Source organism: Streptomyces sp. NPDC047061, assembly GCF_040643955.1.
In the GTDB taxonomy this organism is placed as follows: domain Bacteria; phylum Actinomycetota; class Actinomycetes; order Streptomycetales; family Streptomycetaceae; genus Streptomyces.
In genome coordinates this window covers 233,870-252,695 of the sequence record NZ_JBEYVI010000004.1, presented here as the reverse complement: position 1 = coordinate 252,695, position 18,826 = coordinate 233,870, and the positions used below count along the sequence as shown (strand labels likewise).

Here is an 18,826-nt window from a genome sequence, read left to right as displayed (position 1 = left end):
GGCGGGGGCCATGCGATCGATGAGCCGCACCGGACTGGTGAGCGCAGGTCTGGGACTGGGCGCGACCGTCGGATTCTTCGGCAGTCTGCTCAGGGAACGCAGCGCTCTGACAGCCGCTCGCGACGTCGCGGGCGAAGGAAGCGAGGAACAGCCTTCATGGGGCGTCGGCTCGTACCGCTCACGCTGGACAACCTTCAGGACCTTCCCCAGCGCTGTCGCTCGTGTGTCTTCTGGGAACTGGATCCCGTCAGCGGCGAAGCAGCGGTAAGGGCGGGTACATCCGCGCTGGAGAAGGAATCCTGGATCTCCGCCGTCCTGCTCGACTGGGGATCGTGCGGCCGGGTGGTCTATGTCGACGACGTACCAGTGGGCTTTGTGCTCTACGCTCCGCCCGCCTACGTTCCCCGTTCCACGGCGTTCCCCACGAGCCCGGTGTCATCGGACGCCGTGCAGCTCATGACCGGCTTCATCATGCCCGGCTATCAGGGGCAGGGGCTCGGACGCGTGATGGTGCAGACGGTTGCCAAGGATCTGCTGCGACGGGGCTTCAAGGCCATCGAGGCGTTCGGCGACGTCCGCTACAAGGAGCCGGCCTGTCTGCTGCCTGCCGAGCATCTGTTGGCCGTGGGCTTCAAGACGGTCCGGCAGCATCCCTTGCACCCCAGGCTGCGGCTGGAGCTACGGACGACGCTCTCCTGGAAGGAAGACGTGGAGTTGGCGCTCGACCGGCTTCTGGGGGCCGTACAGAAGGAACCAGCGCTTCGGCCGCTGTGAGTGCCGCAAAGCGAATGGGCCAACCCGTGGGGGTTGGCCCATTCGTGTTTCACGTGAAACATCACTCGGCGATGAAGTCCTCGAGGTCGCGGACGAGCGCGGCCTTGGGCTTGGCGCCGACGATGGTCTTGGCGACCTCGCCACCCTGGTAGACGTTCAGGGTCGGGATCGACATGACGCCGTACTTGGCCGCCGTGTTCGGGTTCTCGTCGATGTTCAGCTTGACGATCTCGATCTTCTCGCCGTGCTCGGCGGCGATCGCCTCAAGCGACGGGGCGATCTGGCGGCACGGGCCGCACCACTCGGCCCAGAAGTCCACCAGGACGGGCTTGTCGCTCTTGAGGACGACCTCTTCGAAGTCGGCGTCGGTCACATGCTTCAGAGTGCCGGCCACGGCGGGCTCCTTTACTTGATCGTGCGGTGGGGCGGAAGGGGGTAGGTCAGACGGAGGTCGTCTCGGGCTCGGCTTTCTCCTCGTCCGCGAGGGCGGAGAGGAAACGCTCGGCGTCGAGAGCGGCGGAGCAGCCGGTGCCGGCTGCGGTGATCGCCTGGCGGTAGGTGTGGTCGACCACGTCGCCGGCGGCGAAGACACCGGTCACGTTGGTGTGCGTCGAGGGGGAAGCCACCTTGAGGTAGCCCTCCTCGTCGAGATCCAGCTGGCCCTTGAAGAGCTCGGTGCGCGGGTCATGGCCGATCGCGATGAACAGGCCGGTCACCGGCAGGTCCGAGAGCTCGCCGGTCTTGACGTTGCGCAGCTTGAGGCCGGCCAGCTTCTGCTCACCCTGGACTTCGGCGATCTCGCTGTCCCAGGCGAACTTGATCTTCGGGTCGGCGAAGGCACGCTCCTGCATCGCCTTGGAGGCGCGCAGGGTGTCGCGGCGGTGGACGATCGTCACGGACTTGGCGAACCGGGAGAGGAAGGTCGCCTCCTCCATCGCGGTGTCGCCGCCACCGATCACGGCGATGTCCTGGTCCTTGAAGAAGAACCCGTCACAGGTGGCACACCAGGAGACGCCACGTCCGGAGAGGGCGTCCTCGTTCGGAAGACCGAGCTTGCGGTGCTGCGAGCCGGTGGTGACGATGACGGCCTTCGCCTTGTGGACCGTGCCGGCGGTGTCGGTGACGGTCTTGATCTCACCGGTCAGGTCGACGGAGACGACGTCGTCCGGAACCAGCTCGGCACCGAAGCGCTCGGCCTGGGCGCGCATGTTGTCCATGAGGTCGGGGCCCATGATGCCGTCCCGGAAACCCGGGAAGTTCTCCACCTCGGTGGTGTTCATCAGGGCACCGCCCGCAGTGACGGCCCCCTCGAACACCAGAGGCTTCAGCGACGCGCGCGCGGTGTAGAGCGCCGCCGTGTAGCCGGCGGGCCCGGAGCCGATGATGATCACGTTACGGACGTCGCTCACGGCTTGATTCCTCGTCTCTGGTCTACGTCATTCGACCGGTGGGAGTTTCCCCTCGGAACCTCTCACCCCACCCAACGGATCCTACGGGGCGCGCATTCCCGGTGTGTCCGGGCACACGGGGATCCCACACCGTACGGATTTCCACGCTGGGACAAGAGATGCGTCTCCGTCCCTGAGCCGTGCCGGAGGACGCTCAGGGACGGGCCAGGGACTCCGACAGCATGACCTTGCCGGGAGCAGCGGAAGCCTTGCCGTCACAGGCGGCGTCGACGATGAAGGCCGTCACCCGGGAGGCGTCGGAGGAGTCGGGGAGGACGACCAGGAAGGCGTCCTTCCCCTCGTATGTCCCCTCCTTCGCGCCGATGACATCGCCGGTCTGGCTGATGCCGCTGCGGACACACGTCGGTACCGACGCCGAGGGCGAGATCCGGGTGGTGAACGGGGTTTCCGTGGAGCCCGCTTCCGAGGGCTGCGACTCGACACCGAAGGGCTTCTGAGAACCTCGCTGCAGGTTCTTCTTCGTGTCGAGGAGATCCTTCACCTGGCTCTGCAGGGTGCTCTTGGAGAAGGTTCCGGCGGAGCTTGTCGGCTTGCCCTGCGCGGTCGTCGTTCCGTCTCCTCCGAGCGACTGGAGGAAGAACGAACCGGCACCCAGGACGGCGGCGGTGAAGACAGTGCCCAGGACGACGGTCCGCCGGCGGCGACCGCGTCCACGGTCCTTGTGGTCCTTGCGGCCCGGACCGGTCGAGGCGCTCGGCCGCCCGACGGGACGGTCCTCCGGGACGGAGGCTTGGCGGGGCGATGTTTCACGTGAAACATGCGCCTCGGGTGCCACGGCGTTCAGGAGTGCCTCTGCGGCGAGGGTCGCGTCGATCCGGCCCACGACATCGGCCGGCATACGTGCCGGGCCCGGCACCGCGCCGAGCAGGCCCCGGATCTCCTCCAGCGAGGCATGGACATCGGCACAGAGTTCGCACGTGTCCAGGTGCTGTCGTACTTCCGTGGTCCGGGCAGGGGGGAGCAGGCCCTCGGTGAGGTCGGAGATCTCCGCGACGTCCGGGTGCCCGGTCGTGTCTGTCGTCGAAGTCACGCTCGCCCACCTCCGCCCTTCACTGCGGCTGAATCACTCGGCCCGGTGTCCTGTGGGCCCCTGCTCCGAGGCCCCGCTGCGGGTGGGACGGATGTCCCCTCCGCCCGGTTCCGTGCCGGGTCCGGGTCATTTTCGTCACCGGTGTTTTCCGGCCGTAGGTGGGTGAGCAGCGGGAGGAGTCTGGCTCTGCCACGAGCGCAGCGGCTCTTCACCGTCCCTGTGGGCACATCGAGGATCCGGGCCGCCTCGGCGACCGGGTAGCCCTGCATGTCGACCAGGACGAGGGCGGCCCGCTGATCGTGGGGCAGGGTGCCGAGGGCTTCCAGGAGCTGGCGGTGCAGGTCGTTCCGCTCGGCCGGAGCGGAGGCCGATTCATGCGGCTCCAGCAGTTGCTCCAGCCGCTCTGTGTCATCGACGGGGGCGGTCTTGCGGGAGGCCGCCTTACGGGCACGGTCGAGGCAGGCGTTCACCGTGATCCGGTGCAGCCACGTTGTGACGGCCGACTGGCCCCGGAAGGTGTGGGCGGCCCGGTAGGCGGAGACCAGGGCGTCCTGGACGGCGTCAGCGGCTTCCTCGCGGTCCCCCAGGGTCCGCAGGGCGACCGCCCAGAGCCGGTCCCGGTGTCGCCGTACGATCTCACCGAAGGCATCGGGGTCGCCCTCCACGTGGCGGGCGAGCAGATCCTGGTCGCTCGCTCCGCCGTATCCGGCGCCTTCCGCCATCTGCCCCCTCCGCCTTCGGTGCCGCCGGTGAGACGTCAGCCTGTGAACTTCACTTCGGTGATGGCCTGCTTGTAGCCGGCTCCCGAGTACGCGGCTGGGTCTGCCCCCGACTTCGGTACGGCGGTGATCCACACGAGCACGTACTGGCTCTTCACCTTCTTGCCGACCTTCACCGCGGCGCTGTTCCCGGTGGTCGTCACCTTGCCGATCTGCGTCATCGAACTCAGCGACGCGGGCGCCAGCGAGTCGGCCGCGTACAGCTCGACCGTCGTGTGATCGCCAGCGTAGCGAAGCCCGATGTCCGCCGTGGCCAGTTCCCTGGCGGAGCCGAGGTCGTACACGATGCCCACACCGGCCTTGTACGGCGCCAGCTCGGGACCCTCGTTGAAGGTCTTCGTCCGCCAGTAGGTCGAGGTGCTGCCGTCGTAGGTCAGCTTGACGTCGCCGGGGTGCTGGGACCCGCCGTCGGTGACGTACTCCTGGGCATCCTGGATCTTTATCGCGGCGGCGGCCGTCGTGGGGCTGGCGCTGTTCTTGTCGCCGTCGTCCGTCGGCTGCGTGGTGGTGTCACCGCCGGACTTGTCGCCCTGTTCCATCAGGGCGTCCGCGAGCTGCCAGCTGCCCAGGCCCAGGGCGGCGATGAGGAGGGCCGAGACGGCCCACTTCAGCGCCCTGCCGGTGCGGCTCTGCAGCGGGGGCGGCGGAGCCTGGAGCGGCTGTGTCACGCCGGGCGGCGTGGGACGGCCGTAGGTGCCCTGCTGGTACGTGGTGCGCTGGTACTCGGGCGGTGCCGTGAACGCCGGCTCCGGCGGACGGATGCGGGGCATCTCGCCGATCGCCTTCACCAGTTCCTCCGGCGTGGTGCAGGCGGACTCGTGGCGGGAGGCGGTCGCGCCGTCGTTGACCAGAGCGCGCATGGTGAGCTCGGAGAGGCCGCGGTGGACCCCGGCACGTACCTGGTCCGGGGCGATCAGGCCGACGTCCTTGGGTAGACCGGCCAGACCGTAGGCGTCGCTCTCGTACGGCCAGCGCTGGGTCAGCGCCGCGTACAGCAGGGCGCCGATCGCCTCGGTGTCGGCGCGCTGCGGGGTGTCGGAACTGATGCCGCGCAGCGCCGCGTTCACCGCGAGGCCGCGGATGCGCCACTGGCCGGTGGAGGTGCGCAGCACGGCGTTCGGGTTGAGGCGCAGATGCGCCAGCCCCTCACGGTGCGCGGCCGCCATGGCGGAGGCGATCTGACTGACCATCTGGTAGGCGTCGTGGGGTTCCAGCGGTCCGGCCGCGAGCAGCGCGGTCAGCTCGGTGGCGTCCGGGAGCCACTCGTGCACGACGTAGACGAGGTCGTTCTCCTCGACGGCGTCCAGCACCTGTACGAACCGGGGATCGCCGAGCAGCGCGGCGGAGCGGGCTGCGGCCAGCACCGCCCGGGTGCGCGCATGGTCGGCGGGCAGGATGTGCACCCCGACGGCACGCCGGAGTTTCTCGTCGACCGCACGCCAACTGCTGAATCCGTCCAGACGGGTGACGCACTCCTCAAGGCGGTAGCGTCTGGCCAGTTTGTGTCCGCTGTGCAGTTCCGGGGGTGCGGTCTTCTTCTCAGCATCCGCGGCTGGGCCGCTTTCCTGTGCCTTGTCGCTGTCCGTGTCCCGCTCCGGGTTCTGGGCCACCCCGTCGGCCGTGGACTGCTCCGCCTTGGCGGTCAGCGGCTTGTCACCGCTGTTGTCTGCCACGTCGACGGCAGCCGTGCTCCGTTCCGCCACCGTCGTTCCCTGCCTCCCCATCCGTTGCACGCTGTCCGACGCCGAAACCAATTGTGCCCACAGTCCTCCGCTATGCACGACACGCGGCGGCGAACGATGGTTGTGCGCTTACCCCTGCCTCAACGACCCAGGCGCCCGCGCACCATACCCACGAGGGAGTTGAGCTCCTCGATGCGCATGCGGCGCGCGGCGACGTAGAAGACGCCGAGCAGGACCGCCCCGCCGACCAGCAGTGCGGCGAAGGAACCGATCACGCCCTGCCCCAGAGTGTGGCCGATGCCGTAGCAGGCCGCACCACTGAGCAGTGCCGCCGGTACGGAGGCGATGCAGAGCCTGGCATAGGTACGGGTGACCCGGGAACCGTCCAGGTCGCCGCCGAGCCGCTTGCGCAGCCGCCGCCAGGCGACACCCACGCCGATCGCGTAGGCGAGGCCGTAGGAGGCGGCCATGCCGGCCACCGCCCAGCGGGCCGGGAGCAGCATGTAACAGGCGACCGAGGCACCCGCGTTGACCGCGGCGACGATGACCGTGTTGTAGAACGGCGTGCGCGTGTCCTCGTAGGCGTAGAACGCGCGCAGGACGACGTACTGCACCGAGTAGGGGATCAGGCCGAGGGCGAAGGCCATCAGCATGTACCCCATGTTGGTGGCCTCGCTGGTGCCCGAGGAACCGAAGATCAGGGTGCACATCGGGATACCGAGGGCCAGGAACCCGAAGGCGATGGGAACGATCGCGACGGCGGTCGTCCTGAGGCCCTGGGAGATGTCGTCGCGGACGGCACCCGCGTCGTTCTCGGCGGCCGAGCGGGAGATCCGCGGCAGCAGGGCGGCCATCAGGGAGACCGTGATGATGGCCTGCGGCAGGCCCCAGATCAGCTGGGCGTTGGCGTAGGCGGCGAAGCCGGTGCCGTCGACCGGGGAGCTCTTGCCGGCCGAGGTCGACAGCTGGGAGACCACGAGCGCGCCCGCCTGGTTGGCGAGGACGAAGAGTACGGTCCACTTGGCGAGCGTGGCGGCCTTGCCGAGGCCGTGGCCCTTCCAGTCGAAGCGCAGCCGCAGCCGGAACCCGGTCTCGCGCAGGTAGGGGATCATCGCCAGGGACTGGACCGCGAGGCCGAGCAGCACGCCGAGGCCGAGCAGTCGCTGGCCCTCCGGCGGGATGGTGGTGACCTTCATGCCGGAGTGGGCGGCGGTGCCGTACACCCAGATGAAGAGGCCGAGGGTGACGATGATGACGATGTTGTTGAGGACCGGGGTCCACATCATCGCGCCGAACTTGCCCCGCGCGTTGAGGATCTGGCCCATCACCACGTGGATGCCCATGAAGAAGATCGAGGGCAGGAAGTAGCGGACGAAGGTGATGCCGACCTCGTTGGCCGCCGGGTCGCTGGCGACCGAGTCGGACAGCAGGCGGATAAGGAAGGGCGCGGCCGCGATGGTGGCCGCGGTGAGGAGGCCCAGGGCCACCATGACGAGGGTCAGCAGGCGGTTGGCGAAGGCCTCGCCGCCGTCCTCGTCCTCCTTCATGGCGCGCACCAGCTGCGGCACGAAGACCGAGTTGAGGCCGCCGCCGACGGTCAGGATGTAGATCATCGTCGGCAGCTGGTAGGCGACCTGGAAGGTGTCGCCGAGCAGGCCCACGCCCAGCGCGGAGACGATCAGCGCGGAGCGGACGAAGCCGGTGAGGCGGGAGACCATCGTGCCCGCCGCCATCACGGCGCTCGACTTGAGCAGGCCTGTGGCTTTCCCGCCCTTCTTCGCGGGTGCGGGTGCGGGTGCGGGTCCCGCGGCCGCGGCGGGCACGGCACCGAGGTTCAGCGTCTGGTCGGCCGCGGGATCGGGAGGAGCCGGGGCGGTCGGTGCGGCCGGTGCGGCCGGTGCCTGGTACTGCGGCACCTGCACCGGCCCTCCCGGGGAGGCTGCCGGACCGGGCACCGAAGGAGGCTCCGAGGGCAGCCGACCGCCGCCCTGCTGCGGATCCCGGTAGCCGCTCTGCTGCTGGTCGCGGAAGAGATGGGCGAAGGCGTCCGGCTCGTGGCGCTCCTCACCGGAGTGCGAGACCAGGTCGTCCACGCCCACGAACTGGGTCGTGCGCGGGTCGTCGCCGTACGGCAGGTACTGGCTCGCGCCGTCTGGCTCCGGCGCCGGGGTCTGGGCCCACACATGCGGGTCGGGGGCGTACGGCGACTGGGCGGGCTGCCCGTACAGCGGCTGCTGCGGGTAGGTGCCCGGAGCCGGCGGGGGGTGAGCGGCACGGTCGTAGAGCGCCTCGGCCACCGGGTCCTGGGCGGAGAGGTCCCGGGCCCGATAGGGGTCCTGGTCGTAGGCGTCCTGGAGGTACATGTCAGCCGCGTGCTGCGGCGGGACCTGGCCGGGCTCCGGCGGCGGCTCGGGGTAGCCCGAACCGGCCGCGCCCTGGCCGCTTTCACCGTCGTACGGCGCGTTCATGGTTACCCCTACCTCATCGTCCCGGGCCCACCGGCCACGACATCGCTCAACGGTCCACTCTCTCACCCGTCTCGGACGGGTCGGCGCTTTCCGGTGCGGTGTCCGGCGTCGGGTCACTCGGCTGCTCCGGGTCGTCCGCCCCGGACCGTGCAACGGATTCTTCCGGGAGACGATCCCCATGCGTGGCGGGGTTCCCGGGCCCGTCGGCGTCCCCGGTGCCCCCTGAGCTCTCGGCTGCCGAGCCGTCGGGAGTCTCCGGGGCACCCGGAGTGTCCGAGGTGTCCTCGCCCGCCTCGTCGGGGCCGTCGTCCTCGTCGGCCCGCCGGGCGGCCGCCCGCTTGCGCTGGGTGTACATCCGGAAGCCGGCGAGCACCAGCAGCAGCACACCGCCGCCGATGACCAGCATCACCGTCGGTGTGACCTCGGTGACCTTCACGTCGAAACTGACGGGCGCGCCGTACTTCTGGCCGTCCTCGGTGTAGAGCTGGGCGGTGACCTCCACCCGGCCGTTGGCGTTGGCCGCGGTGGAGAACTTCACGGACTGGCTGTGGCCGCCGGAGACCTCGACGGGCTGCTCGTAGTAGGGATTGCCGCCGATCTCCAGCCGGGTGGGCATGCTCGAGGTGAGCCGCAGGACGAGGTGGCTGACGCCCTGGACCAGGTTGTTCTGGACCGTGACCGGGATGGTGGCGCTGCGGCCCGAGAGTTTGGTCTCGGACTTGTCGATCAGCTTGACCTGGCTGATGAGGTCGTCGAGCCAGGACTCCACGCTCGTGCGGAAACTGTCCGCCTCACTGCCGCTGCCCCGCCAGGACGTGGACATCTCCCGGTTTATGGCCCGCCCGAAGGGGGTCACCACCCGGGACTGGTCGGTGAGGATCACCTGGAAGTTGTCGAGCTTGTCCTGGGTGCGGGCGATCTGCTCGAAGGCCGTCCGGGGCAGTTCCTGCTTGCGCAGCGAGGACGGGTACGCGGACGACGAAGGGATCTTCGTGGTCGCGCCGGGGTCGGGCTTGGCCTTGGCAGCCGCCGCGAGATCCTGGGACTCCGACCAGTTGCTGTTCTGCAGTGCGGTGATCGCCGTCGCCATCGCCTGGGCCTGGCTTGCCGACGGCATCCGCTGCGGGGCGACGACGATACTGCGCTGCTTGTCGGTCTGGGTGTTCAGCGCCAGGCTCTGAGCGAGGAACTGCTGCACGGCGAGGGTCGACGAGTCGGCATGCGTCAGATCGCCCCCGAATGCCGTGGACAGCCGCGCGTCGGCGACCACCGCCGTCGTGCCGCCGCCGATCGGACGTGCCGCCGAGGGCGTGTAGGTCAGCCCGCCGGTCTCCTGGAGGCTGTCGCTACGGGCGATCACCTTGTCGGCACCCGCAGAGGTGGCGACCTTGATGATCGAGGGGTCGACGGCGCCGTTCACGGGCCATGCGAAGTCGGTGCTCGGCGTGACATGGAGCACGGTCTTCACGGTCGTGGCGGCCACGTCGGTGGCGTCCTTGAGGTGGCTCAGCGAGCCGGTCACGCTGGTGCCGTTGTGGGCGAGGGAGGCCAGGTCCGGGTCGGCGAAGGGGAGGGCCACCACTTCCCGGTCCGTCACCGCGTCCTGCAGGTCGACCAGGAACTGCTTGGCCACCGCCTGATGGGTGCCGGCCGTGGTGGTGCCGTCGGCGCCCTGGATCCGGTAGCTGCGGGTCATGGCGTCCACGGAGGCCAGCAGATCCGGGTCGATCACCCAGGTGACGTCGAGATCCTTGCCGAGCGCCAGCATCTGGGCCAGCCGGCCGCCGGGCGAGATCTCCTTGGCGAGGTCGTCGTTCTGGAAGACGGGCGTCTGGAGCTCGCCCGCACCCGTTTTCGCCGTCACGTGGACGGTGGAGATCAGCGGCCACAGATACGTCGTCTTCGTCTTCGTGTCGGCCTCGGAGGACTGCCACGGCAGGAACGTCCGCTGGATGCCGAGGACCTGGTCCCACTGCTGAGCCGATGTCTTGCCGGACAGCGAGACGCCGAACTGGTACACGCCGTCCTGCCCGAGGTCGAGCTTGTCGACCGGCACGGAGATGCTGAAGTGCTCGGCGACCCCCGGGCCGAGCGAGTCGAAGTCCTCGGTGTACTTGCTGCCGACCTCGGTGCCGAGGCTCGACTGGAGGTCGTCGGAGTGCTGGGCGGCCGTGTCGATCTCGGAGCGCGTGCCGAGCAGGGAGCCCATGCGCAGGTCCACGTGCGCGTCCGTGACGGCTTGCTTGCCGTTGTTGGTCACCGTGCCCGCGACCGTGAGCGTGTCCCCGTCGCTGGGGGCGCTGGGGCTCAGCGAGTCCAGGGCGACGGACACGGTGTCCGAGCCGGCCGCCTGCGCCGGCGCCGCCGTGGGCAGCTGCATCAGTCCGGCCAGCAGGGGCGCACCCGCAAGTAGTGCCCCGGTGCGCCGCAGCCAGCGGCGGGCAGGTGAGGGCGTCCCCTGGAAGTCTGCCGCCTCGGCCACGCGCTCGTCCGTCCCTCGTCGTCAGTGGTCGTCGGAATGTGCGTCCACGCATGGTAACGAGGTGCGCTGAACGGAAGTGCCGCGGTCTGCTTTACAAGATCGGTAGATGAGATCGGGCTGTCCCCTATATCCAGTATCGTCGGGATACTCGGTTAGGCGACGAGCGCTCTGCTTATTGGGGTATCGAGTGAGATGTCCCACCCTCCCCACAGGGAAGCTTTGCATGGGGTGCTGCCGGAATACGGAGGCGCTTCGGACCGTCTGGGGCACGTAGTCTGTTCTGTTGTGCCGAACGCCAATGAAGACAATCCCTCTGCCCTGAGCCAGGCGCAGCAGCGCGCGGTGAGCGAACTGCTGCGGGTGGCGCCCGTCGCCGACGACCTCGCCCGCCGATTCCAGGAAGCCGGGTTCTCGCTTGCCCTGGTGGGCGGCTCGGTCCGGGACGCGCTGCTGGGCCGGCTCGGCAACGACCTGGACTTCACGACCGACGCCCGCCCCGAGGACGTACTGAAGATCGTCCGGCCGTGGGCGGACGCCGTCTGGGAGGTCGGGATCGCCTTCGGTACCGTCGGCGCACAGAAGGATGCCCGCGTCGGGGACACTGTCAGGCCTTTTCAGATCGAGGTGACCACCTACCGGTCCGAGGCCTACGACCGCACCTCTCGCAAGCCCGAGGTGTCGTACGGCGACTCCATCGAGGAGGACCTCGTCCGCCGCGACTTCACGGTCAACGCGATGGCGGTGGCGCTGCCGGAGAAGGAGTTCATCGACCCGTACGGCGGTCGAGAAGACCTGGCGAAGCGCGTGCTGCGCACCCCGGGGACGCCCGAGGAATCCTTCTCGGACGATCCGCTGCGGATGATGCGCGCCGCCCGTTTCGCGGCGCAGCTCGACTTCGAGGTGGCCCCCGAGGTCGTCGCTGCGATGAAGGACATGGCCGGCCGTCTGGAGATCGTCTCGGCCGAGCGGGTCCGGGACGAGCTGAACAAGCTGATCCTCTCGGCCCACCCGCGCAAGGGGCTGACCCTGCTCGTCGACACCGGCCTCGCCGACCATGTTCTGCCCGAGCTGCCCGCCCTTCGGCTGGAGAGCGACGAGCACCACCGGCACAAGGACGTCTACGACCACACGCTGATCGTCCTGGAACAGGCCATGGCGCTGGAGGAGAACGGTCCCGACCTCACCCTCCGTCTTGCCGCGCTGCTCCACGACATCGGCAAGCCGCGTACCCGCCGCTTCGAGAAGGACGGCCGGGTCTCGTTCCACCACCACGAGGTGGTCGGAGCGAAGATGACCAAGAAGCGCATGACGGCGCTGAAGTACTCCAACGAACTGGTGAAGGACGTCTCGCAGCTGGTCGAACTCCACCTGCGCTTCCATGGCTACGGCACCGGGGAGTGGACGGACTCGGCGGTCCGCCGCTACGTCCGCGACGCGGGCCCGCTGCTCGACCGACTGCACAAGCTGACCCGGTCCGACTGCACGACCCGCAACAAGCGGAAGGCCGCCGCGCTCTCCCGGGCCTACGACGGCCTGGAGCAGCGCATCGCCGAGCTTCAGGAGAAGGAGGAGCTTGATGCGATCCGCCCTGACCTCGACGGCAACCAGATCATGGAGATTCTGGGTATCCGCCCCGGTCCGGAGGTCGGCCAGGCCTACAAGCACATGCTGGAGCTGAGGCTGGAGAACGGGCCGATGGAGCACGACGCAGCGGTGGCCGCCCTCAAGGAGTGGTGGGTCGAGCAGGTCTGAGGATGCGCGGCAGGGTCATGTTTCACGTGAAACATGACCCTGCCGGGACGCCAACGAGGGGCGATGTTTCACGTGAAACATCGCCCCTCGCCATCACCTCACTGGGGGCGTGCGTGATTCTGCTCTGGCTGTCGGCTGCGTTCGAAGCGGGCCATGGTCACGGCGACCGCCGCGTAGACGAAGGCGACCGTGATGACGAGGGTCGCTGAGCGGCCGTCCGGCGGGAGCATCAGCGCGGCCACGGCCGCGGCCCCGACGAAGGCGACGTTGAAGAGCACGTCGTACACCGAGAAGATCCGGCCGCGGAAACCGTCGTCGACGGACGACTGAACGATGGTGTCCGTGGCGATCTTCGCGCCCTGGGTGATCAGCCCCAGCACGAAGGAAGCGACGAGCATGGGGACGGTCATGAACGGGAGGCCCAGCGCGGGCTCCAGCACCGCGGCGGACGCGGCGCACACAACGATCCAGCGGCCGGGGCCGAGCCGACCCGCGGTCCACGGCGTCACCACGGCGGCGGCGAAGAAGCCCGCGCCGGAGATCCCCAGGGCCAGCCCCAGCAGCCCGAGTCCGTGGTCCGGGTCCGAGGAGAGGGCGTACCGGCACAGCATCAGCACCAGGACGAGCAGCGCGCCGTAACAGAAGCGCATCGCCGTCATGCTGACCAGCGCCCAGACCGCCTCACGGCGCCGAGGTGCGGCGAGATGCCGTATCGCCTCCAGGAGGTCGCGTGCGGTGGTGATCACGGCCGTTCCCAGGCTCGGCTGTACGGGATGCCGGTCCGGGCCGAGAAGGTCGGGGGCCATAGGCAGGGCGGCGAGGGCCGAGCACAGGTACAGGACGGCGCCCAGCGACACCACCGCGGCATCGGAATCCGAGGCGACCAGCCGTACCGCGAAGGCGAGGCCGCCGCCGGCGGTCGCGGCAAGGGTGCCGGCGGTCGGGGACAGAGAGTTGGCGAGTACCAGTCGGTCGGAGTCGACCACCCGTGGCAGTGCGGCGGAGAGACCCGAAAGGACGAAGCGGTTGACGGCCGTGACGCACAGGGCGGAGGCGTAGAAGAGCCAGTCGGGAACGTGGCTGACCATGAGGACGGCGGTGGCCGCGGCCAGTAGCGCACGCAGCAGATTGCCGTAGAGGAAGATCTGGCGGCGGCGCCAGCGGTCCAGGAGGACGCCGGCGAAGGGGCCCACGAGGGAGTACGGGAGGAGCAGGACGGCCATGGCCGAGGCGATCGCGGCCGGTGAGGTCTGCTTCTCCGGCGAGAAGACGACGTAGGCGGCGAGGGCGACCTGGTAGACACCGTCGGCCCCCTGGGAGAGCAGGCGTATGACGAGTAGACGGCGGAAGTTCCGCAGGCGCAGCAGGACACGCAGGTCGCGGACGACGGGCATGGGGCACAGCCTCACATATGGGGCCGTGCACAGGAGAAGGGTCCCCGGATCGGATGACTCGGGGACCCTTCTGAGCCCTGGCAGGAGCGTTTTTTTGCGAGCTTGAGCTGTGGAGCTTCAGCGTCCGGCGGTGTGCCGGGTCAGCGCTCGACGTCGCCGCGGATGAACTTCTCCACGTTCTCGCGGGCCTCGTCGTCGAAGTACTGGACCGGCGGGGACTTCATGAAGTAGCTGGACGCGGAGAGGATCGGGCCGCCGATACCGCGGTCCTTGGCGATCTTCGCGGCGCGCAGGGCGTCGATGATGACACCCGCGGAGTTCGGGGAGTCCCAGACCTCGAGCTTGTACTCCAGGTTCAGCGGGACGTCGCCGAACGCACGGCCCTCAAGACGGACGTAGGCCCACTTGCGGTCGTCGAGCCAGGCGACGTAGTCGGACGGGCCGATGTGGACGTTCTTCTCACCGAGGTCCCGGTCGGGGATCTGGGAGGTGACGGCCTGCGTCTTGGAGATCTTCTTGGACTCCAGGCGATCACGCTCGAGCATGTTCTTGAAGTCCATGTTGCCGCCGACGTTCAGCTGCATCGTGCGGTCCAGGACGACGCCCCGGTCCTCGAACAGCTTCGCCATGACGCGGTGCGTGATGGTGGCGCCGACCTGCGACTTGATGTCGTCACCGACGATCGGCACACCGGCCTCGGTGAACTTGTCCGCCCACTCCTTGGTGCCGGCGATGAAGACCGGGAGAGCGTTGACGAAGGCGACCTTGGCGTCGATGGCGCACTGGGCGTAGAACTTCGCCGCGTCCTCGGAACCGACGGGCAGGTAGCAGACGAGGACGTCGACCTGCTTGTCCTTGAGGATCTGGACGACGTCGACCGGCTCGGCCTCGGACTCCTCGATGGTCAGGCGGTAGTACTTGCCGAGACCGTCGAGGGTGTGGCCGCGCTGGACGGTCACGCCCGTGTTGGGCACGTCGCAGATCTTGATGGTGTTGTTCTCGGAGGCGCCGATGGCGTCCGCCAGGTCGAGGCCGACCTTCTTGGCGTCCACGTCGAACGCGGCGACGAACTCGATGTCCTTGACGTGGTACTCGCCGAACTGCACGTGCATCAGGCCGGGGACCTTGGACGCCGGGTCGGCGTCCTTGTAGTACTCGACTCCCTGTACCAGCGACGCAGCGCAGTTGCCCACGCCGACGACGGCTACGCGAACCGAACCCATTCCGGTTGCTCCCTGTGTGTACGAGTGAGGCCCTGAACGGGACTCACGTGGCGGTGTCGTCGGACGCATCCGGCCGGAGAGGTTCCCCGGACCGGGGCAGGGCGCCCGGCGCTCCATTGGTGGTGTTCTGCTGAGCGGACCCCCCGGAGGCGGAACCCTTCAGGTCCCGCCCGGCCCGCTCGCTCTCGATGAGCTCGTTCAGCCAGCGCACTTCGCGCTCCACGGACTCCATTCCGTGGCGCTGGAGCTCAAGCGTGTAGTCGTCGAGGCGCTCCCGAGTCCGTGCCAGCGAGGCGCGCATCTTCTCCAGGCGCTCCTCCAGCCGGCTGCGGCGGCCCTCCAGCACGCGCATCCGCACATCGCGCGAGGTCTGCCCGAAGAAGGCGAACCGCGCCGCGAAGTGCTCGTCCTCGTACGCGTCGGGGCCGGTCTGGGACAGGAGCTCCTCGAAGTGCTCCTTCCCTTCGGCCGTCAACCGGTAGACGATCTTGGCGCGGCGGCCGGCGAGCGGTGCGGCGAGGGGTTCCTCGGCGGTGCTCCCCGGCTCCTCGATCAACCAGCCGTTGGCGACCAGCGTCTTGAGGCAGGGGTAGAGCGTCCCGTAGCTGAAGGCACGGAAGACGCCGAGTGATGTGTTGAGGCGTTTCCGCAGCTCATAGCCGTGCATCGGGGACTCACGGAGCAGGCCGAGGACGGCGAACTCAAGAATGCCGGAACGCCGGCTCATGGTCCCCTCCTCTCGTCCGCGGCTTGCTTATCTCGCTCTGATGTATCGACTCGATACATCTTGACGATAGATCGACCTTCCCCGTGCGACAAGAGGAGCGACGGTGAACGGGATCACATCACCGATTCGTTGGAGGCAAGTTGCCTGATTTGGGGTGAACTTCGGGCCTCGGCGGGTTTTGGTGGTGCGTAGTCTGTGCGGCATGCACACCACCGGGAACCAAGTGACGCCTGGGGGGCGTCCACGTCCCCGGTGCAGTACGGGTGAATGCAGGACCGACCACATCCGTACTTTGGGGGGACCGGAAACCAGCCGCCGTTCCAGGCGCGCACGGGTGCGCCTGCCCGAGGAGTAATCGTTCGATGAGCGAGCACCGTCGCAAACCGCCGCCGCCGCAGGGAGGCGGACGTGCCGCGGCCCGACGCGGCCAGTCCGGACCGTCCTCCGGCCGCCGTGCGGCACCGCGAGGCGCCACCGGGTCTCTTTCCGACTCCTATGGGTCCAGTTCCTATGGGTCGGACTCTGGCTCGGGAGGTGAGGAGCGTCCGTACGGCAGCCGTGCCGAGGCACGCCGGGCGACGCAGAGAAGCACGGGAAACAGTCGCCGCAGACCGGCCGACAACGAGAGCCGTGGTCCGGGTGGTCCTGCCGGTCCAGGGCGTGGCAGAGGCAGGGCGTCGACGGCGCCCGGCAAGAAGCGCCTCATCGACTACCCCAGGGCGAACAGGTTCGGCTGGCGCCGCTGGGTGCCCTCCTGGAGGCTCGTCTCCGGCCTGTGCATCACCTTCTTCGGCAGCCTGGTCGCACTGGTCGGCGTCAGCTATGCCATGGTGGGCGTGCCGAGCGAGAACACGGCGGCCCAGTCCCAGAACAACGTCTACTACTGGTCCGACGGCAAGCAGATGGTCGCGACGGGCACCGGCGTCAACCGGCAGAACGTCACCATCGACCAGATCCCCGAGGCGATGCAGTACGCGGTGATCTCGGCGGAGAACAAGAGCTTCTACACGGACCCGGGCGTCGACTTCAAGGGCATCGCCCGCGCTCTCGTCAACATGGCCCAGGGCGGTGAGACGCAGGGTGGTTCGACGATCACCCAGCAGTTCGTCAAGAACACCTACCTCAGCCAGGACCAGACGCTCACGCGTAAGTTCAAGGAGATGTTCATCTCCATCAAGGTGGGCACCAAGTTCAGCAAGTCCCAGATCCTCCAGGGCTACCTGAACACCTCCTACTTCGGCCGTGGCGCGTACGGCATCCAGGCCGCCGCCCAGACCTACTACGGCGTGGACGCGAAGGACCTCAAGCCGAGCCAGTGTGCGGTCCTGGCAGCCCTGCTCAAGGGCGCGACGTACTACGACCCCGCAGGCAACACGGACATCGACTCCGCGGCCACCCCGAAGGCCAATTACCAGCGCTCGCACGACCGCTGGGCGTGGATCCTCGAGGAGATGCACAAGGACCAGCACCTCACGGACGCTCAGTACCAGGAAGCCATCAAGAAGTACCCGACGCCCCAGGGCCGCAAGGCGGTCAAGGGAATGACCGGCCAGATCAGCTACCTCGCCGACACGGCCAAGAAGTACGTCCTCGCGCACTCCAACATCACGGAGACGCAGTTCGACCAGGGCGGTTACCAGATCTATACGACCTTCCAGAAGGACAAGGTCAACGCGCTGACCGCGGCCGTGGAGAAGGTCCAGAAGGCGCGTCTGGACCCGAAGAACCGGGAGAAGGACAAGTACGTCCAGTTCGGTGCCGCGTCGGTGGTGCCCAACGACGGCGCGATCGTCGCGCTGTACGGCGGTGCCGGTTACGAGAACAACCACTTCACCAACAACGCCGACACCTCCGGTGTCCCCGTCGGTTCGACGTGGAAGCCCTTCGTCCTGGCCGCCGCCATGCAGTACGGCACGTACAAGACCTCTCCCGAAGGGGTCTCGCCGCTGAGCAAGTACAACGGCAACGACCACCTCAAGGTCATGAACGAGGACGGCACCGCCGTTCTCAACAAGGACGGCTCGACGTTCTTCCAGAACAACGAGAGCAACTATCGCTGGGGATACATCAGCCTGCGCAAGGCGATGGAGCAGTCGATCAACACGCCGTTCGTGCAGCTCGGCTGGGACGTCGGCATGTCGCACGTGAGGGACGTGGCCAGCCGGTCCGGCATCCTGGACAGCAGCTTCGCGACCCTCAACCCGTCCTTCGCCCTCGGTACGTCGACTCCGAGCGCGATCCGCATGGCCGACGCCTACGCGACCTTCGCCGCCTCCGGCAAGCACGCGGACCCGTATTCGGTGACCGAGGTCAAGAAGGACGGAGCTGACCTGCAGGGCTTCAGCAAGCCGAAGGTGACCAGCGCGATGCCGGAGAACATCGCGAACAACGTCACGGACACCCTGGAGAACGTGATCCAGAACGGTACGGGTACCAACGCCAAGGCCCTCGGCCGTACGGCGGCGGGCAAGACCGGTACCACCGACAGCAACAAGTCGGCCTGGTTCGTCGGCTACACCCAGCAGCTGGCCACGTCGGTGGCGATGTTCCGCGAGAATCCGAAGGACGCCGAGCTGCTCTCCATGAACGGCACCGCCGGCGTGGAGTCCATCCACGGTGGTGACATCCCGACCTCGGTATGGACCGAGTACATGGAGTCCGCGCTGAAGGGCAAGAACGACCCGGGCTTCCCGGAGGCCACCAAGGTGGGCGAGATCGCCGACGAGTCGGGGGCTCCCTCGCCGACGCCGACCGTCAGCATCACGCCCAGCGAGACGCCGAGCGAGACGCCGACCATCACGCCCAGCGAGACGGCCACCTCCCCGTCGCCCACGGCGACGGAGACCTGCCAGTTCACCTTCAACTGCTCCACCGACGGCGGTGACACTGGCAGCACGTCCGGTACGACGTCCTCGCCGACGGCTACGGAGACGACCGGCGACAGCAGCACCAGAGGCAATGCCAACGGCGGAGGAAATCTCTTCGGCGGGTCGACCGGCTAGCCGCGGTCTGACCGGTTGGTGACTGTTTCGCCCGCCGAAGTCTG

Annotated in this window: 13 protein-coding genes; 3 read left to right on the top strand and 10 right to left on the bottom strand. The window is 68.3% G+C overall.

Going from position 1 to position 18,826, the window contains the following annotated elements:
* Nucleotides 1-156: 156 nt before the first annotated feature.
* A complete protein-coding gene (locus ABZ887_RS09670; protein ID WP_361285257.1) occupies nucleotides 157-774 on the top strand; it encodes a GNAT family N-acetyltransferase in 618 nt (205 codons plus the stop codon).
* A 61-nt stretch (nucleotides 775-835) separates the two neighbouring features.
* Here the strand turns inward: ABZ887_RS09670 and trxA are convergent, their stop codons facing one another.
* The 7 genes from trxA to ABZ887_RS09635 form a co-directional block, all read right to left on the bottom strand.
* Nucleotides 836-1,168, bottom strand: a complete 333-nt coding sequence (gene trxA / locus ABZ887_RS09665) for a thioredoxin (protein ID WP_089100462.1) — start codon at nucleotides 1,166-1,168, stop codon at nucleotides 836-838.
* Nucleotides 1,169-1,214: 46 nt separating this feature from the next.
* Nucleotides 1,215-2,183 (bottom strand): thioredoxin-disulfide reductase, encoded by a 969-nt coding sequence (trxB, locus tag ABZ887_RS09660; RefSeq protein ID WP_361285254.1) that lies wholly within the window; start codon nucleotides 2,181-2,183, stop codon nucleotides 1,215-1,217.
* 193 nt (nucleotides 2,184-2,376) lie between these two features.
* Nucleotides 2,377-3,273 (bottom strand): hypothetical protein, encoded by an 897-nt coding sequence (locus tag ABZ887_RS09655; protein WP_361285251.1) that lies wholly within the window; start codon nucleotides 3,271-3,273, stop codon nucleotides 2,377-2,379.
* Entirely contained in the window at nucleotides 3,270-3,995 is a 726-nt protein-coding gene (gene sigM, locus ABZ887_RS09650) for an RNA polymerase sigma factor SigM (protein WP_361285248.1), read from the bottom strand. The genes ABZ887_RS09655 and sigM overlap by 4 nt, the downstream gene beginning before the upstream one ends.
* A gap of 35 nt (nucleotides 3,996-4,030) precedes the next feature.
* Entirely contained in the window at nucleotides 4,031-5,755 is a 1,725-nt protein-coding gene (locus ABZ887_RS09645; RefSeq protein ID WP_361285245.1) for a protein kinase family protein, read from the bottom strand.
* A gap of 119 nt (nucleotides 5,756-5,874) precedes the next feature.
* The gene (gene murJ, locus ABZ887_RS09640; RefSeq protein WP_361285242.1) at nucleotides 5,875-8,202 is read right to left on the bottom strand and encodes a murein biosynthesis integral membrane protein MurJ; all 2,328 of its coding nucleotides are present in this window, start codon (nucleotides 8,200-8,202) and stop codon (nucleotides 5,875-5,877) included.
* A gap of 46 nt (nucleotides 8,203-8,248) precedes the next feature.
* Nucleotides 8,249-10,684: a DUF6049 family protein gene (locus tag ABZ887_RS09635; protein ID WP_361285239.1), complete on the bottom strand. Its 2,436-nt coding sequence runs from the start codon at nucleotides 10,682-10,684 to the stop codon at nucleotides 8,249-8,251.
* A 285-nt stretch (nucleotides 10,685-10,969) separates the two neighbouring features.
* On the opposite strand from ABZ887_RS09635, the gene ABZ887_RS09630 reads away from it, so the two are divergent.
* Nucleotides 10,970-12,436, top strand: coding sequence for a CCA tRNA nucleotidyltransferase (locus ABZ887_RS09630; protein WP_361285236.1), 1,467 nt, complete (start codon nucleotides 10,970-10,972; stop codon nucleotides 12,434-12,436).
* A 98-nt stretch (nucleotides 12,437-12,534) separates the two neighbouring features.
* On the opposite strand, the gene ABZ887_RS09625 is transcribed toward ABZ887_RS09630, so the two are convergent.
* The 3 genes from ABZ887_RS09625 to ABZ887_RS09615 form a co-directional block, all read right to left on the bottom strand.
* Entirely contained in the window at nucleotides 12,535-13,830 is a 1,296-nt protein-coding gene (locus tag ABZ887_RS09625; protein WP_361285233.1) for an MFS transporter, read from the bottom strand.
* 140 nt (nucleotides 13,831-13,970) lie between these two features.
* Nucleotides 13,971-15,053, bottom strand: coding sequence for an inositol-3-phosphate synthase (locus ABZ887_RS09620; protein ID WP_361285230.1), 1,083 nt, complete (start codon nucleotides 15,051-15,053; stop codon nucleotides 13,971-13,973).
* 43 nt (nucleotides 15,054-15,096) lie between these two features.
* Nucleotides 15,097-15,780, bottom strand: coding sequence for a helix-turn-helix transcriptional regulator (locus ABZ887_RS09615; protein WP_361285227.1), 684 nt, complete (start codon nucleotides 15,778-15,780; stop codon nucleotides 15,097-15,099).
* A 746-nt stretch (nucleotides 15,781-16,526) separates the two neighbouring features.
* Between ABZ887_RS09615 and ABZ887_RS09610 the strand changes: the two genes are divergently transcribed.
* Complete coding sequence (locus tag ABZ887_RS09610; protein WP_361285224.1) at nucleotides 16,527-18,782, top strand: transglycosylase domain-containing protein; 2,256 nt, start codon at nucleotides 16,527-16,529, stop codon at nucleotides 18,780-18,782.
* Nucleotides 18,783-18,826 lie beyond the last annotated feature (44 nt).

Bases quoted from the DNA above. Each gene is read 5' to 3' on its own strand.
- ABZ887_RS09670 (WP_361285257.1), top strand. From the start codon at position 157: ATGGGGCGTCGGCTCGTACCGCTCACGCTGGACAACCTTCAGGACCTT.
- sigM (WP_361285248.1), bottom strand. From the start codon at position 3,995: ATGGCGGAAGGCGCCGGATACGGCGGAGCGAGCGACCAGGATCTGCTC.
- murJ (WP_361285242.1), bottom strand. From the start codon at position 8,202: ATGAACGCGCCGTACGACGGTGAAAGCGGCCAGGGCGCGGCCGGTTCG.
- ABZ887_RS09625 (WP_361285233.1), bottom strand. From the start codon at position 13,830: ATGCCCGTCGTCCGCGACCTGCGTGTCCTGCTGCGCCTGCGGAACTTC.
- ABZ887_RS09620 (WP_361285230.1), bottom strand. From the start codon at position 15,053: ATGGGTTCGGTTCGCGTAGCCGTCGTCGGCGTGGGCAACTGCGCTGCG.
- ABZ887_RS09615 (WP_361285227.1), bottom strand. From the start codon at position 15,780: ATGAGCCGGCGTTCCGGCATTCTTGAGTTCGCCGTCCTCGGCCTGCTC.